The following is a 15,320-nucleotide window of genomic DNA, read 5'->3' on the forward strand; positions in this document are numbered from 1 at the left end:
CACATGGTACCCACGGGGGCCTACGGAACATGGCCGTCACCGATCGACGCACACATCGCCGCCGCGCACGGCGGTCGTCCCGAGTACGTCGGTGTGGTCGGCGACGAAGTGTGGTGGACCGAGCCGCGGCCCGCCGAGGGCGGCAGACGTGCGCTGGTGCGCCGGCGCCCGGGCGGGGCGGAGGAGCCGGTGCTGCCCGCCCCGTGGAACGTCCGCAGCAGGGTGGTCGAGTACGGCGGGCAGCCCTGGGCCGGGGCGGTGCGCGGCGAGGGCGTCGCGCCGCTCGTCGTCTTCAGCCACTTCCCCGACCAGCGGCTCTACGCGTACGAGCCGGACGGTGCCGGTGACCCGGTTCCGCTCACCCCGGTGTCCGGAGTGGGCGGCGGGCTGCGCTGGGTGGACCCCGTCATCCTCCTGGACCGGGGCGAGGTGTGGTGCGTCCTGGAGGAGTTCACCGGCCCCGGGCAGGGGGACGTGCGGCGGGTCATCGTCGCCGTGCCGCTCGACGGGTCGGCCGCCGGGGACCGGGGTGCGGTGCGGGAGCTGACGGACGACCGGCACCGGTTCGTCACCGGACCGCGCCTCTCGCCGGACGGCGCACGGGCCGTGTGGCTCGCCTGGGACCACCCGCGGATGCCGTGGGACGGCACGGTCGTGATGACCGCCGACGTCACGGAAGAAGGAGCGTTCACCGGGGCGCGGAGGGTCGCGGGCGGCCCTGATGAGGCGGTCTGCCAGGCCGACTGGGCCCCGGACGGCTCGCTGCTGTTCGTCTCCGACGCCTGCGGCTGGTGGGAACTGCAGCGGATGCGGCCGGGCGACGCGGGGCCGGCCGGCCTGTGCACGGGCCGTTCGGAGGAGTTCGGCGGGCCGTTGTGGAAGATCGGTCTGAAGTGGTTCCAGCCGCTGGACGACGGGACGATCGCCGTCATCCACGGCGGGGGCGCCACCAGCCTCGGCATACTCGACCCGGAGACCGGCGAGGTGGTCGACGCCCCGGGCCCCTGGACCGAGTGGGCCTCCACCCTCGCCGGGCACGGGACGCGGGTCGTCGGTGTGGCGGCCAGCCCCCGCAGCGGCTACGAGGTGGTGGAGCTGGACACCCGTACCGGGCGTACCCGCGTCATCGGTTCCGCCCACGACGACTCCGTGGACCCGGCGTACTACCCGGAGCCGCAGATCCGCGCCTTCACCGGTCCGGACAACCGGGAGATCCACGCCCACATCTACCCGCCGCACAATCCCGACCGGATAGCGCCCGACGACGAACTGCCGCCCTACGTGGTCTGGGCGCACGGCGGCCCCACCGCACACGCGCCGCTCGTCCTGGACCTGGAGATCGCCTACTTCACCTCGCGCGGAATCGGTGTCGCCGAGGTCAACTACGGCGGGTCCACCGGCTACGGCCGGTCCTACCGCGACCGGCTGCGGGAGCAGTGGGGCGTCGTCGACGTCGAGGACTGCGCCGCCGTCGCGGAGGCGCTCGCCGCCGAGGGCACGGCCGATCCGGCACGGCTCGCCATCCGGGGCGGCAGCGCGGGCGGCTGGACAGCCGCGGCGTCGCTGGCCGCCACCGACGTGTACGCCTGCGGCACGCTCCTCTACCCGGTCCTCGACCTCGGCGGGTGGGCGCAGGAGACGCACGACTTCGAGTCCCGCTACATGGAGTCGCTGATCGGGCCGCCCGAGGACGTCCCCGGCCGCTACCGGGAACGGGCGCCGCTCGGCCAGGTCGAGCGGATCACCGCGCCGTTCCTGCTGTTGCAAGGGCTCGACGACGTGATCTGTCCGCCCGCGCAGAGCGAGCGGTTCCTGGCCGCCGTGGCGGGCCGCGGCATCCCGCACGCGTACATCGCCTTCGAAGGCGAAGGGCACGGCTTCCGCCGGGCCGACACCGTGGTCCGGGCCCTGGAGGCGGAACTCGCCCTGTACGTCCAGGTCTTCGGCATCAACCGGCTCGACGTGCCGCTGCTGGAGCTGCGCACGTGACGGTCACGCCGCTGACCAGGCCCTCCCGCCTGCGTCCGGGTGACAGGGTGGCCGTCGTGTCGCCCAGCGGCCCCGTCCCCGAGGACCGCCTCCGGGCCGGGCTCGCCGTCCTGCGCGGCTGGGGGCTCGACCCCGTCGTGATGCCGCACGCCCTGGACGTCCACCCGCGGCTGCCCTACCTCGCCGGGGCGGACGAGGACCGCGCCCGCGATCTGACGGAGGCCTGGTGCGACCCCTCAGTCTCCGCGGTGATCTGCGCCCGCGGCGGGTACGGCGCGCAGCGCATGGTCGACCTGCTCGACTGGCCGGCGATGAGAGCCGCCGGACCCAAGGTCTTCGTCGGCTACAGCGATGTCACGGCCCTGCACGAGGCGTTCGCCGTGCGGATGGGACTGGCCACGCTGCACGGGCCGATGGCCGGGGCGGTGACGTTCATCAAGGACGCCGCCACCCAGGAGTCGCTGCGGGCCACGCTCTTCGTACCCGAGACGGTACGCACCCTGGGCCTGAGCAGCGCCCGGGCCATGGTCCCCGGCCGGGCGCGGGGCGTCACCGTCGGCGGCTGCCTCGCGCTGCTCGCCGCCGACCTCGCCACCTCGCACGCCCGCGCCTCCCTCCGGGGCGGCCTGCTCCTGCTGGAGGACGTCGGCGAGGAGCCGTACCGCCTCGACCGCGTCCTCACCCAGCTCCTGCGTGCCGGCCGGCTCGACGGCGTCACCGGAATCGCCTTCGGTTCCTGGGCGGAGTGCGGCCCCTACGCGGAGGTCCGCGCCACCCTCCTCGACCGGCTGGCGACCCTCGGCCCACCGGTCGTCGAGCAACTGGGCTTCGGCCACAGCAGGACCAACCTGACCATCCCCCTCGGCGCCCCGGCCCTCCTGGACGCTGACGCGGGCACCCTCACCCTGGACGAACCCGCACTGCGCTGAAGCGGCCGAACCGGGGGCCGAGCGGTCACCGGACCGTCCCGCCGCCGGACCGGTCAGTGCGTGTCCGCCTCCGTCCTCTCCTCGGCCCTCTCCTCCGCCTTCTCCGCCCTCTCCTTCTCCTTCTCCGCCTTCTCGTCCCGCTCCGCCGGCGGCTTCACCTGTCCCGGCTGCGGCCGTGTCCGGTCGTGGGCCGGTCCACGGACGTTCTCTGCCCGTGGATCGCCAGATTTCTCGCGGGAGGTGGCGGGAGCGGCCGGGGTGCCGGGATCGTCGGTCACCGCGTCGGCGCCTGCGGCGGCTTCGGCGGTGCCGGCGGGGGACGTCGGTGTCGTGGGGGAGGGGGTCGGGCGGCCGGAGTGGTCCCCCGCCGGCGCGGCCGGGTCCGTGGTGGCCGGCTCGGTCGTGGCCGGGCGCGGCGTACGGGCGGCCGCGTCCCGGTCGTCGGTCGGCAGGCCACCGGTGGAGCCGGTCAGCGCGAGGCCGAGGACGGCGAGCGTCGAGCCCGCCGCCAGCAGGGCCCGGTGGGCACGGCGGCCGGCGGGTGCCCGGAAGGCGGACCTCGGCACGCTCGTCCCCTCGCGTGTAGTGGAGGTGGCGACGGGCTCGGCACCCTGCTCACCTTCCCGGGGGCGGAGCGGGCCGGCCCATGGTGCCGAGCCGCTGTCAGCAGCCGCCGCGGTCAGCGCCCGGCAGCAGGCGCGGGCGTCCGGCCGGCCGGCCTCGTCGGACGCGGTCATGGCTCGCAGCAGCTCGGCGAGCTCGGCGGGAAGCTCCGGCGGGATGACCGGGGGACGGTGCAGGCGGGCTATCGCGGCCTCCAGCGGGGCGCCGTCGTACTCCAGTTCAGCCTTCAGGGACTCCAGGAGGACCAGGCCGAGGCTGTAGATGTCGGAGGCCGGCCCGGCTCCCCTGCCGAGCACCTGCTCGGGCGCCATGTAGGCGGCGGTGCCCACCAGCGCGCCGGTGGCCGTGCGGGCCGTGCTGTCGAGCAGCCGGGAGATACCGAAGTCGGTCAGGTGGGGGGTCCCCGCCTCGTCCAGGAGGATGTTCGACGGTTTGACGTCACGGTGCACCACGCCGTTGGCGTGCACGTGCGCCAGCGCCGAGGCCAGCGCCGATCCGATACGGCAGGCCTCGGCGGGCGTCAGGGGCTCCCGGGCTATCCGCGTGCGCAGTGTCGTGCCCCTGATCAGCTGCATGATCAGATAAGGCTGCCCGTCCTCCCGGCCGCAGTCGTACACGGTCACCAGACCGGGGTGCTGCAACCGGGCCAGCAGGCGCGCTTCGCTGTCGAAGCGCTCCTCCGTGACGGCCTCACCCTCCGGGCGGAGCACCTTCACCGCGACGGGACGCCGCAACCGCAGGTCCAGACCCTCGTACACATCGGCCCCGCCGCCGCGGCCCAGCAGATCGTCGAGCCGGTAGCGGCCGGCCACCACGTGGGCCGTGAGCCGGAAGTCCGGTCGAACCGACCACGGGCGGACCTTCATGTGGGCTCCCTGCGTCCTGTCGTCACCTGCCGATGTCCGCCCGCCCCACCCCGCGTACGTGCCGGGCTCATGACTGATCGCATGGTGACGAGCACGCAGTACGCCTGCCCCATGAATCCCCGGACATCCGTACGGGTCTGGTTTCGGCACGGCCGCGACGGCCTGACCCCGGCGGCCACCGCGTCACCACGCGGCGGCTCGCAGCCGAACGACCGGCTCAGGAGCGCGCCGTGGCCGCCGGTCGGCGGGTCTCGCGCAGCGCCGCGTACGGCGGTCACGTCACGGACACCCTCGGCACCGCGACGCCCGCGACCCCGCTCCCACGGTGCCCGCCGCGCCGGATCCCGCCGGCACCGGGACCGCCACCACCAGCGGGTGCGCCCGGACCGACCGGCTCATGACGAGCGGATGGAGCGGAAGCCCCTCGATCTGCCCGATGACCCAGATGATCCGATCGGCGGGATCGGCGCGATCAGGAGGCCGGCGACCCGCGGCCTCCGCGCCGTCGGCGCGACCACCGTCGCGACCGCGCCCGTGCCCGCGACCGGCCGTGCCGGCGCGTCGCGTCGGAGGACGGCGCAGGAGGGGAGGCGGGGGAGCGGCGGCGTCAGAGGGCCGCGTACCCGGGGCGGATCACCTCGTCGATGATCCGGCGGCGCTCCGGCAGCGGCAGGAACGCGGCCTCGACGGCGGCGACCGTGAACTGCTCGAAGACCTCGGGGCCGTACCCGAAGGCGTCCACCATGTGCTGGAACTCCTGGCTCATGGTCGTACCGGACACCAGACGGTTGTCGGTGTTGAGCGTGATGCGGAACCCGAGACGCCGCAGCTGGTCGATCGGGTGGGTCGCGTAGTCCTTCGCGGCGCCCGTCTGGAGGTTGGAGGTGGGGCAGACCTCCAGCGCGATGCGGTTGTCACGGACGTACGCCGCCAGGTGGCCGAGCGTGCCGTCCTCGGCGATGTCGTCGGTGATCCGCACACCGTGGCCGATCCGCTCGGCACCGCACACCTGCACCGCCTCGTGGATCGACTCGGCGCCCACGGCTTCGCCCGCGTGGATGGTGAAGTGGCAGTTGTGCCGCTTGAGGTGCTGGAAGGCCGGCAGGTGGCGGGAGGGCGGGTTGCCGATCTCGCCGCCCGCGATGTCGAAGCCGGCCACCCCGCGCTCGCGGTGGGCGACGGTCAGCTCGGCTATCTCCAGCGAACGGTCGGTGTGGCGCATACCGGTCAGCAGCGTGCCGACGGTGATCCGGCCGCCGGTGCGGCGCTCACCCTCGCGGAAGCCGTCGTTCACGGCCTCCACGACCTCGTCCAGGCTCAGGCCCGCCGCCAGGTGCTGCTCGGGGGCGTACCGCACCTCGGCGTAGACCACGCCGTCCGCCGCCAGGTCCTCGGCGCACTCCGCCGCGACGCGGAAGAGCGCCGCGCGGGTCTGCATCACCGCACAGGTGTGGGCGAACGTCTCCAGGTAGCGTTCCAGCGAACCGGAGTCGGCGGCGTCGCGGAACCACACGCCGAGCGCTGCCGGATCCTCGGTCGGCAGGCCGGTGTAACCGCACTCGCGGGCCAGCTCGATGATCGTGGCGGGGCGCAGCCCGCCGTCCAGGTGGTCGTGGAGGACCGCCTTGGGGGCGCGGCGGATCCAGTCGGCGGCCGTAGCGTCGGCGGAGACGTTGTCAGACAAGTGCATGGTGCGGGAGTGTACGCCACGCCCGGGGCCGTACGCCGTGACGCAGCTGACAGCGGGAGAGGGCCGGTACGGGAGCCGGAAACCGCAGCCGGGACCGCGGCCGGTACAGGGCCCGTGAGCCGCTGAGCCTCGACGCCGCCCTCCACGGCAACTGCGGCGCCACGCCGTCCAGCGGGTTCCCGGCGGGTCCCCAGCGGGCCCCCGGCGGGGTCGCAGCGCCCATGCCTCCGGCGGCGCCCGCGCCCCCAGCGGGTCCCCGGCGGCAGTGGGGTCTCCCTCCGCGGACCCGCGCGCCGGCTCAGTTCGACTGGAGGACCGGCAGGGCCGCCGCTCCCGTCGGCAGCATGTGCTTGGCCGCCATGACCGGGGTGTCCCCGGCGCGGACGACCTGCGTGATCAGTACGGCGGGGGTGTCGGCCGGCCGGCCCAGCTGCTCCCCGCGCCGCTGCCCGACCAGCGTCGCCGTCACGCTGCTGTGCGCGCTCAGCGGCACCCCGCGGGAGGCCCCGGCCAGGACGGCGAGCATCGACGTGCGGGCGGCGTCCGGGGTGCCGGCGACGGCCTCCAGCGCCCGGGCGAAACCTGGGTGGGCCGCCTCCAGGACGTCTTCGGCGGCCGCCCACTCCTGGCTGAGCGCCGCCGCCGTGCCGTCCGCCGCCAGCAGCGACTCCCAGAACCGGAGCCGGGCACGGGCGGCCGCGAGCAGGTGCTGCGCGGTGAAGTCGGTCGGCTCCTCCACCGCACGCAGCAGGGCGCGTACCCGGACGGGGGCGCCCGCGCCGATCAGCTCCTCCAGGGGCTGGATGTGCTCGAACCCCCGCCGCGGCGGGCGGTCGGCGACGGTCCGGCCGACTCCGCGCCGTACCGACAGCAGGCCGTCCTCCTGAAGGAGCAGCAGGGCCTCGCGCAGCGCCGGGCGGCTCACGCCCAGCTCGGTGGCGAGCTTGGGCTCGGAGGGGAGGGTCGAGCCGGGCGGGTAGGTGCCGGCGTGGATGGCGTCCACGATCCGCTCGTACAGCACCACCACGGGTCTCCGCTGTTCCGCGCTGCTGACCACCACTGCCCCTCCTCGGCTCACTTGTCATCAAGTTATGGCCACCGGCGGGCCCGGGCAATGGTGGATCGGTCTCGATTCGGCGGCACTGAGCTGCGGAAATTCGAAAAGTTGGACTCAGGGTATTGACGTTTACGCGCGTAGATCTCAATCTGACTCAGCAGCACTTGTCTGACAAGGGCAGGTGATCTGCCGTTCTACCGATCTCGACATGACATCCAAGGCAAAGGGGCCGACATGTCCATCTCGCTCGGCCGGACACGTTCCGGAGCCGAATCCGACCTCGCGGGCCGCGGACCCATGCTGATGGCGATGGTCCTGGCCGTTCTCGGCTACCAGATCAACGCGACCATGCTCAGCCCCGCCCTGCCCGATGTCATCGAGCGTCTCGGTACCACCACGGCCGCCGCCGGCCTGTCGCAGACCCTCTTCTTCCTGATGGCCGCCATCGGCCAGGTCACGCTCGCCCGCCTCAGCGACCAGCGCGGCCGCAAGCCGATGATGATCGTCTGCGCGATCGTCCTGATCATCGGCAACCTGCTCTGCGTCTTCGCGCCCTCCATCGAGGTCTTCATCGCCGGCCGCGTCCTCCAGGGCATCTCCGCCGCGATGTTCACCCTGGCCTTCCTCACCCTGAACCAGCTGCTCACCCCGGCCGGCTTCGGCAGGGCCGCCGGTATCATCACCGCCGTCAACGGCGGTCTCGCCGGCGTCGACGCCATCGCGGGCGGCCAGATCGCCGACACCATCGGCTTCCGCGGCATCTTCGTCTGTTCGACCCTGATCGCCGTCGCCGGCCTGCTCGGCGTACGCCGGTACGTCCCCGACGTCCCGCCCACCACGGACGCCGGCGCCCGCTTCGACTCCCGGGGCATCTCCGCCCTCGCCCTCGGCCTCACCGGCATCCTGGTCGGCCTCGCGCAGGGCGGTGCCTGGGGCTGGACGTCACCGCTCACGCTCGGCTTCCTGCTCGGCGGCCTCGCCTCCCTCGTCTTCTTCGTCGCCTCGCAGAAGAGCGCCCCCAACCCGGTCATCGACCTCGACGTCCTCGCCTCCCGCCGCGCCTGGCCCCTGCTGCTCACCACCGTCTGCACCCTCGGTGGAGCCTTCGGCGCGATCGCGCTGACCATCCCGCTGTTCTCCCAGGACAGCCGCGTCGGCCTCGGGCTGAGCGCCGTCACCGCCGCGGTCCTCTTCCTCACCCCCATCCAGCTGATCGGCGTGATCTCCGCGCCCCTGACCGGGCGGCTCGGCCCGAAGATCGGCTGGCGCACGATCGTGGTCACCGGTGCCGTCGCCAACTTCGTGATCTTCGTCTTCGCCACGCTGTTCCTGCACAGCGAGTGGATCCTGGTCACCGCGCTCGCCGCGCTCGGCATCACGTACGGCGGTTTCATGCTCACCGGTCTCAACGGCCTCGCCGTCACCACCGCACCCAAGGACAAGCCCGGTTCGCTCTCCGGCCTCAACGGGGCCTGCTTCGGCATCGGCGCCTCGCTCGGCATCGCCCTCGCCTCCGCCATGATCACCGCGGGCAGCGACGCCCAGGGTGTGACCGGGGCCGGCTACCAGCACGCGATGTACGCCGCGCTCGCCCTGCTCGGCGTCGGTGTCGTCACCGCGCTGCTCATCCAGCGCCCCGACCCGGCCGACACCGCCGACGACGCGGACGAGCCGCGGCCGGTCGTCGCCCACCACTGACCGGAGGGCCGGCCTCACCCGTACGGCCCGCCCCACCGCCCCCGCGCGACCGGGATCTGCACATCCTGGTGGCCGGGGGCGGCGGCGTATGGGCATCCAGGAGGCGAAAGTGAAGCGTGCGGCCACAGTGACGGCGGGACTGACGCTCGCCCTGACGGCCGTGGGAGCCGTCGGCGGGACCCCGGCGGTGGCGGCGGCCGGCCCGCCGCTTCCGGACTTCACCGGCAAGGGGCTCATGACCGTCTTCCGCACGACGGACCCCGGCACCAAGGTCGAGGTACGGGACGCCAGCGGCTACGGCCGTACGGTGCTGTGGCCGGCGAACTGGAAGGTCTGCTCACAGCACCCCGCCCCCGGCATGGACATCGGCGATCGCACGCTCTCCGTCGACGTGATGAAGAAGGGGGAGAAGTGCCCGGGCGGGAGCCCGGCGACCCGGCGGGCGAACGACCGCTGACGCCCTCGTTACCCTGACTCGATGTCCGCGACCCGCCCCCGCCCCCGGTACCTGGCGGAAGGCCCGCGCGTCGGCATCCGGCACTTCACGTACGACGACGGCGAGGAGTTCACCGCCCGGGCGCGTGAGAGCCGGGACCTGCACCGGCCGTGGCTCTTCCCGCCGGACACCGCCGAGGCGTACGCCGCTTACGCCCGCGTCCGCATCGGGAGTCCGGACTGCGAGCCGCTCCTGGTGTGCGAGAAGGAGGCGGGCGGCGCGATCGCCGGGTACATCAACATCAACAACATCGTCCGCGGCGGCTTCCTCAGCGGCACCCTCGGCTACGGCGCCTTCGCCCACGCGGCCGGCCGCGGTCTGATGGGCGCGGGGCTCACCCTCGTCCTCCGCCGCGCTTTCGGGCCGCTCGGTCTGCACCGGCTGGAGGCCAACATCCAGCCCCGCAACGAGGCCTCACTCGCTCTCGTCCGCCGTGCCGGGTTCCGCCTGGAGGGCTTCTCCCCGGCGTTCATCTTCGTCGACGGCGCCTGGCGTGACCACGAACGCTGGGCGATCACCGCCGACACGCCCACGGTCGACCGGCCCCGGGGGCGCGGAGGACGGAGTCCGGCGTGAGGAGAACGGGAGGCCGCGGATGACCGTGTCACCCGCGGCCTCCCGAACCGGCGGTCAGTGCTTGAAGGCGTCCTTGCCCTTCTCCACCGCCTGCTTGGCGTCGCCCTTGGCCTGTTCGACCCGCCCCTCCGCCTCAAGGCGCTCGTTGCCGACCGCCCTGCCGGTGGACTCCTTGGCCTTGCCCTTGGCGGTTCGCGCCACGTTCTTGGCCTTCTTGCCCGCGGCCATGTGCGTCACCTCCTGGGCGGTCGCTCGCAGCGGCGGGGCGCCGATGCGGAACTCACCCCACGAACGGTCCCTACCCACCAGGAAACCGGGCAATCGGCAGGAATGGTCATATTGGAGGTATGTACGGTTAGAAGTGTCTACCGGCGGGAGGGGTGCTCCCGGTACCGGTTCCCGGTCCCGGTACCGGTGCCGACACCGGCATCCGGGGAAGGCGGACGGATGTCCCGGGCAGCGGCGTCAGCGCCGCTGATCGACGTACTCGAAGACCGATCCGTCGGGATGGACCGCGATCAGATTGCGCCCGGCGGGCGTCGGCACGGGGCCCGCCAGCACCCTGGCGCCCGCTTCGCTGAGCGTCGTGTGGGCGGCGTCCACGTCCTCGACCGCGATCGTCGCCGCCACCTTGCGAAGGATCTCCAGTTCGGCCTCGGGGCCGCTCATCAACAGGAAGCAGCCGATGGCCGCCACGGACACGCCGCCGCGCTCGAAGCGGAGCGCGCGGCTGCCGGTGAGCCGTTCGTAGAAGACCACCGAGGTCTCCAGGTCGTCGACGCAGACGCGCAGCGTGGTGCCGAGGATCTCCATACCGGCGAGGGTAGTTGACGGCGCCGGGCCACGAGATCCATTCGGCCGCAGTCAACCGGTGGAAGCCGGGCGACCGGAACCGGGAACCCGGCCGGACGTCACACCCGGCACAGCACCTCGCCGTGCGGCACCAGGAACCAGCCGTCCTCCTGGCGCCCCCACTCCCGCCAGCCCTCGGCGACAGCGGCCAGCTGCCGCTCGGTCGCGTGTCCGCCGTCGACCGCGAGCGCGGCGTACCCCGAGGCGGTCGTACGGTCCGCCCACAGACCGCTCCACCAGGCGCGCTCCCCCGGGGTGGCGTAGCACCAGGTGGCCGCGGTGGCGGTGATGTCGGTGAACCCGGCCGACCGGGCCCAGGACAGCAGTCGGCGGCCCGCGTCCGGTTCGCCGCCGTTGGCGCGCGCCACCCGCCGGTAGAGCTCCAGCCAGTCGTCCATGGCCGGCACCTCGGGGAACCAGGCGAACGCCGCGTAGTCACTGTCGCGTGCGGCGACGACGCCTCCGGGGCGGCACACCCGCCGCATCTCCCGCAGCGCCCGCACCGGGTCGCCCACGTGCTGGAGCACCTGGTGGGCGTGGACCACGTCGAACGAGTCGTCCGGGAAGTCCAGGGCGTGGACGTCGGCCACCCCGAAACGGATGTTGTCCAGGCCGCGCTCACGGGCGGTGGCGCGGGCCTGTTCCAGTACGTCACCGGCCGCGTCGACCGCCGTGACCCGGCCGCCCGGGGCGACGAGCGCGGCCAGGTCCGCCGTGATGGTGCCGGGGCCGCAGCCCACGTCCAGGACCTCCAGCCCCGGGCGCACCTCACCGAGCAGGTACGCCGCGGAGTTGGCGGCCGTCCGCCAGCGGTGCGAGCGCAGTACCGATTCATGGTGCCCATGTGTGTAGACAGCGTCAGTCATCGCCGTACTCCCCCTGGTCGCCGGGCGGTTGGTGCGGTCAGCGTACGCGGGCGTGTCATATTCTGATATGGCCATCTCGAATGTTGGGATGCTGGCCGCGGTGGCGGCGAGCCCGCGGGCGGACGCGGCGTGCCGCCCCGCCGACGGTGCCGGAAGGGGCCGCACGCCCGGCCCGCGACCGGTATGCCGCGTTTGGGGGACAGCCTCCGGGGCACCGGGAAGGTCCGTCCGCATCACGCGGCTGTGCACGCACGCAGACATGACGCTGGAGGCCCTGTGACCCCGTCCGTCAGCTCGTCCGGCCCGTTCCCCGGCCCCTCCGGCCGCTCCGGCCGCCCCGACGGCTCCCGCGCCCTGCCGCGCGTCGTGATCGTCGGGGCCGGCTTCGCCGGATACCAGACCGCGCGCCACCTCTCCCGCAGCCTGCGCGGCCAGGCCGAGATCGTGCTGCTGAACCCGACCGACTACTTCCTGTACCTCCCGCTGCTGCCCCAGGTCACCGCCGGTGTGCTGGAACCGCGCCGGGTCACCGTGTCGCTGCCCGGCACCCTCCGCCACGTACGGCTGGTGCTCGGCCAGGCCGACCACGTCGACCTCGACGGGCGCGCGGTCCACTACACCGACCCCGAGGGCACCGAGGGCACGCTCACCTACGACCGGCTCGTCCTCGCCGTCGGCAGCGTCAGCAAGCTCCTGCCCATCCCCGGCGTCGCCGAGAACGCCACCGGCTTCCGCGGCCTGCCCGAGGCGCTGTACCTGCGCGACCACATCACACGCCAGATCGAGCTGGCCTCCGCCGCCGGGAACCCCGCCGACTGCACCTCCCGCTGCACCTTCGTGGTCGTCGGCGCCGGCTACACCGGTACGGAACTGGCCGCGCACGGCAAGATGTTCACCGACGCCCTCGTCGCCAAGCAGGCCGCCTGGCCCGCCGGGCTGAAGCCCCGCTGGATGCTCCTCGACGTCGCCGACCGGGTCCTGCCCGGCCTCGACGAGAAGCTCTCCCGCACCGCCGACGAGGTGCTGCGCGGCCGGGGCGTCGACGTGCGCACCAAGACGTCCGTCAAGGAGTCCACGGCCGACGGGGTGCTGCTGGACGACGGCGAGTTCGTGGAGACGAGGTCGCTGATCTGGTGCGTCGGCGTACGCCCCGACCCGCTCGTCTCCGAACTGGGCCTGCCCGTCGAACGCGGCCGCCTGGTCGTGACCCCGCAGCTCGGCGTCCCCGGCCACCCCGACGTCTTCGCGTGCGGTGACGCCGCCGCCGTACCGGACCTGACCCGGCCCGGCGAGTACACGCCCATGACGGCCCAGCACGCGGCCAGGCAGGGCAAGGTCGCCGCCCGCAACGTCGCCGCGTCCCTCGGGCACGGCGAGGCGGTCCCGTACAAGCACAACGACCTGGGCTTCGCCGTGGACCTCGGCGGGGTCAAGGCGGCCGCCAACCCGATGGGCGTGAAGCTGTCCGGCCCGGTCGCCGGTGCCGTGACCCGCGGCTACCACCTGGCCGCGATGCCCGGCAACCGGGTGCGGGTCGCCGCCGACTGGCTGCTGGACGCGGCCCTGCCGCGGCAGGCCGTCCAACTCGGCCTGCTGCGCTCCTGGCAGGTACCCCTCGACACCGCCTCGCCCGAACTGGCCCGCATCCCGGCCGGACCCGGCGGAGCCCCCGGCACCCGTGGCGGCAAGAACGGCAAGGAGTGACATGCACTACCAGGAACTCGCCACCCTCGGCCAGCAGCTGCGCGTCGACGCGGTACGCGCCGCCGACGCCGCCGGCTCCGGGCACCCCACGTCGTCCATGTCGGCTGCCGACATCGGAGCCGTCCTCCTCGCCCACCACCTGAGGTTCGACTTCGACCACCCCGAGCACCCCGGCAACGACCGGCTCGTGCTGTCCAAGGGACACGCGTCCCCGCTGCTGTACGCCATGTACAAAGCGGCCGGGGCGATCGACGACGACGAACTGCTCACCTTCCGCAAGCTCGGCAGCCGCCTCGAAGGGCACCCCACCCCCCGGCTGCCCTGGGTGGACGTCGCAACCGGCTCCCTCGGCCAGGGGCTGCCCGTCGGCGTGGGCATCGCGCTCGCGGGCAAGCGGCTCGACGACGTCCCCTACCACGTCTACGTCCTGTCCGGCGACAGCGAGATGGCGGAGGGCTCGGTCTGGGAGGCCGTCGAGCACGCCGCGTACAACCACCTCGACAACCTCACCCTGATCATCGACGTCAACCGGCTCGGACAGCGCGGCCCGACCCGCCACGAGAACGACCTGGCCGCCTACGAACGGCGGCTGCACGCCTTCGGCTGGCACACCATCGAGGTCGACGGGCACGACGTGGAAGCCGTCGACCGGGCGTTCGCCGAGGCCCGCTCCACGATCCGGCAGCCGACCGCGATCATCGCCGCCACCCACAAGGGGCGCGGTGTCGCCGCCGTCGAGGACCTGGAGGGCTTCCACGGCAAGCCCGTCAAGGACGCCGAGGCCGCGATCACCGAGCTGGGCGGCCCTCGCCCCCTCCACGTCGACGTCCAGAAGCCCCCGGAGGCGACCGGACGGAAAACCTCCGTCTCGGACGGCGGCAACGGCCGAAGCGAGTCGCCGGAACCCGAACTGCCGCGCTTCGACGTGGGCGACGCCGTCGCCACCCGCACCGCCTACGGGCACGCCCTGGAGGCACTCGGTTCCGCACGCGCCGACGTCGTGGCGCTGGACGCCGAGGTCAGCGACTCGACCCGGACCGAGTTCTTCGCGGAGGCCCACCCCGACCGGTACTTCGAGTGCTACATCGCCGAGCAGCAGCTCGTGGCCGCCGCCGTGGGTCTCCAGACGCGCGGCTACGTCCCCTATGCGTCGTCCTTCGCGGCCTTCCTGACCAGGGCGTACGACTTCGTCCGCATGGCGGCCGTCAGCCGCGCGGGGATCAACCTCGTCGGCTCCCACGCGGGGGTGGCCATCGGTCAGGACGGGCCGTCCCAGATGGGCCTGGAGGACCTGGCCATGTTCCGGGCGGTGCACGACAGCACCGTGCTGTACCCGTGCGACGCCAACCAGACCGCCAAGCTGGTGGCGACGATGGCCGACCTCAAGGGGGTCCGCTACCTGCGCACCTCGCGCAGCGACATGCCGGTGCTGTACGGGCCGGACGAGACGTTCCCGGTGGGCGGCAGCAAGGTGCTGCGCAGCCACGGGGACGACGACAAGGCCACGATCGTCGCCGCCGGGGTCACGCTGCACGAGGCGCTGAAGGCGGCCGACCTGCTGGACGACCACGGCATCCCGGTCAGGGTCATCGACCTGTACTCGGTGAAGCCGGTGGACACCGACACGCTGAACGACGCGGCCGGCGCCACCGGCTGTCTCCTGACGGTGGAGGACCACCATCCCGAGGGCGGCCTGGGCGACGCCGTCGCGGAGGCCTTCTCCGACGGGCGCCCCGCCCCGCGCATGGCGCGCCTCGCGGTCCGGGACATGCCGGCCTCGGCGACCCCCGAGGAGCAGCTGCGGAAGGCGGGCATCGACGCCGACGCGATCGTGGCGGCCGTGCAACTGCTCGTGGAGCGCGTCCTCGCACCGTGAGCGCCCCTCCCGCGCCTGTGTCCGGGCCGGGCCCCCGCCCCGGCCGTGGCCGCGGCGTCACGGCCCCGACCCGCCCCGACCCGCCCCGACCCGGTCG

13 protein-coding genes are annotated in these 15,320 nt (G+C 73.5%); 7 read left to right on the top strand and 6 right to left on the bottom strand.

Going from position 1 to position 15,320, the window contains the following annotated elements:
- The first annotated feature begins 3 nt into the window (after positions 1-3).
- Both ABD347_RS24770 and ABD347_RS24775 read left to right on the top strand, forming a co-directional pair.
- The gene (locus ABD347_RS24770) at positions 4-1,989 is read left to right on the top strand and encodes a prolyl oligopeptidase family serine peptidase (RefSeq protein WP_344365193.1); all 1,986 of its coding nucleotides are present in this window, start codon (positions 4-6) and stop codon (positions 1,987-1,989) included.
- Entirely contained in the window at positions 1,986-2,918 is a 933-nt protein-coding gene (locus ABD347_RS24775) for a S66 peptidase family protein (RefSeq protein WP_344365195.1), read from the top strand. The genes ABD347_RS24770 and ABD347_RS24775 overlap by 4 nt, the downstream gene beginning before the upstream one ends.
- 53 nt (positions 2,919-2,971) lie before the next feature.
- Here ABD347_RS24775 and ABD347_RS24780 read toward each other — a convergent pair whose 3' ends face one another.
- The 3 genes from ABD347_RS24780 to ABD347_RS24795 form a co-directional block, all read right to left on the bottom strand.
- A complete protein-coding gene (locus ABD347_RS24780; protein ID WP_344365197.1) occupies positions 2,972-4,408 on the bottom strand; it encodes a serine/threonine-protein kinase in 1,437 nt (478 codons plus the stop codon).
- A 607-nt stretch (positions 4,409-5,015) separates the two neighbouring features.
- Complete coding sequence (locus ABD347_RS24790) at positions 5,016-6,098, bottom strand: adenosine deaminase (protein ID WP_344365200.1); 1,083 nt, start codon at positions 6,096-6,098, stop codon at positions 5,016-5,018.
- Between the two features lie 298 nt (positions 6,099-6,396).
- Positions 6,397-7,155 carry a GntR family transcriptional regulator gene (locus ABD347_RS24795; RefSeq protein WP_344365446.1) on the bottom strand — a complete coding sequence of 253 codons (759 nt, stop codon included), beginning with the start codon at positions 7,153-7,155 and terminating at the stop codon, positions 6,397-6,399.
- Between the two features lie 234 nt (positions 7,156-7,389).
- On the opposite strand from ABD347_RS24795, the gene ABD347_RS24800 reads away from it, so the two are divergent.
- The 3 genes from ABD347_RS24800 to ABD347_RS24810 all read left to right on the top strand — a co-directional run bounded on the left by ABD347_RS24800 (position 7,390) and on the right by ABD347_RS24810 (position 9,925).
- On the top strand, positions 7,390-8,853 hold the full coding sequence (locus ABD347_RS24800) for an MFS transporter (protein WP_344365202.1): 1,464 nt from the start codon (positions 7,390-7,392) through the stop codon (positions 8,851-8,853).
- Positions 8,854-8,962: 109 nt separating this feature from the next.
- Positions 8,963-9,310 carry a hypothetical protein gene (locus tag ABD347_RS24805; RefSeq protein WP_344365205.1) on the top strand — a complete coding sequence of 116 codons (348 nt, stop codon included), beginning with the start codon at positions 8,963-8,965 and terminating at the stop codon, positions 9,308-9,310.
- Between the two features lie 21 nt (positions 9,311-9,331).
- The gene (locus ABD347_RS24810) at positions 9,332-9,925 is read left to right on the top strand and encodes a GNAT family N-acetyltransferase (RefSeq protein WP_344365208.1); all 594 of its coding nucleotides are present in this window, start codon (positions 9,332-9,334) and stop codon (positions 9,923-9,925) included.
- 54 nt (positions 9,926-9,979) lie between these two features.
- Here ABD347_RS24810 and ABD347_RS24815 read toward each other — a convergent pair whose 3' ends face one another.
- The 3 genes from ABD347_RS24815 to ABD347_RS24825 all read right to left on the bottom strand — a co-directional run bounded on the left by ABD347_RS24815 (position 9,980) and on the right by ABD347_RS24825 (position 11,643).
- Entirely contained in the window at positions 9,980-10,153 is a 174-nt protein-coding gene (locus ABD347_RS24815; protein ID WP_344365448.1) for a CsbD family protein, read from the bottom strand.
- Between the two features lie 237 nt (positions 10,154-10,390).
- Positions 10,391-10,738, bottom strand: a complete 348-nt coding sequence (locus ABD347_RS24820; RefSeq protein ID WP_344365211.1) for a VOC family protein — start codon at positions 10,736-10,738, stop codon at positions 10,391-10,393.
- Between the two features lie 98 nt (positions 10,739-10,836).
- Positions 10,837-11,643 (bottom strand): methyltransferase domain-containing protein, encoded by an 807-nt coding sequence (locus ABD347_RS24825; RefSeq protein WP_344365213.1) that lies wholly within the window; start codon positions 11,641-11,643, stop codon positions 10,837-10,839.
- 366 nt (positions 11,644-12,009) lie between these two features.
- Here ABD347_RS24825 and ABD347_RS24830 point away from each other — a divergent pair, with 366 nt between their 5' ends.
- Complete coding sequence (locus ABD347_RS24830) at positions 12,010-13,347, top strand: NAD(P)/FAD-dependent oxidoreductase (RefSeq protein WP_344365450.1); 1,338 nt, start codon at positions 12,010-12,012, stop codon at positions 13,345-13,347.
- 1 nt (position 13,348) lies between these two features.
- Entirely contained in the window at positions 13,349-15,223 is a 1,875-nt protein-coding gene (locus ABD347_RS24835; protein ID WP_344365216.1) for a transketolase, read from the top strand.
- Positions 15,224-15,320 lie beyond the last annotated feature (97 nt).

It is taken from the genome of Streptomyces gobitricini (assembly GCF_039532985.1).
Lineage (GTDB): Bacteria > Actinomycetota > Actinomycetes > Streptomycetales > Streptomycetaceae > Streptomyces > Streptomyces gobitricini.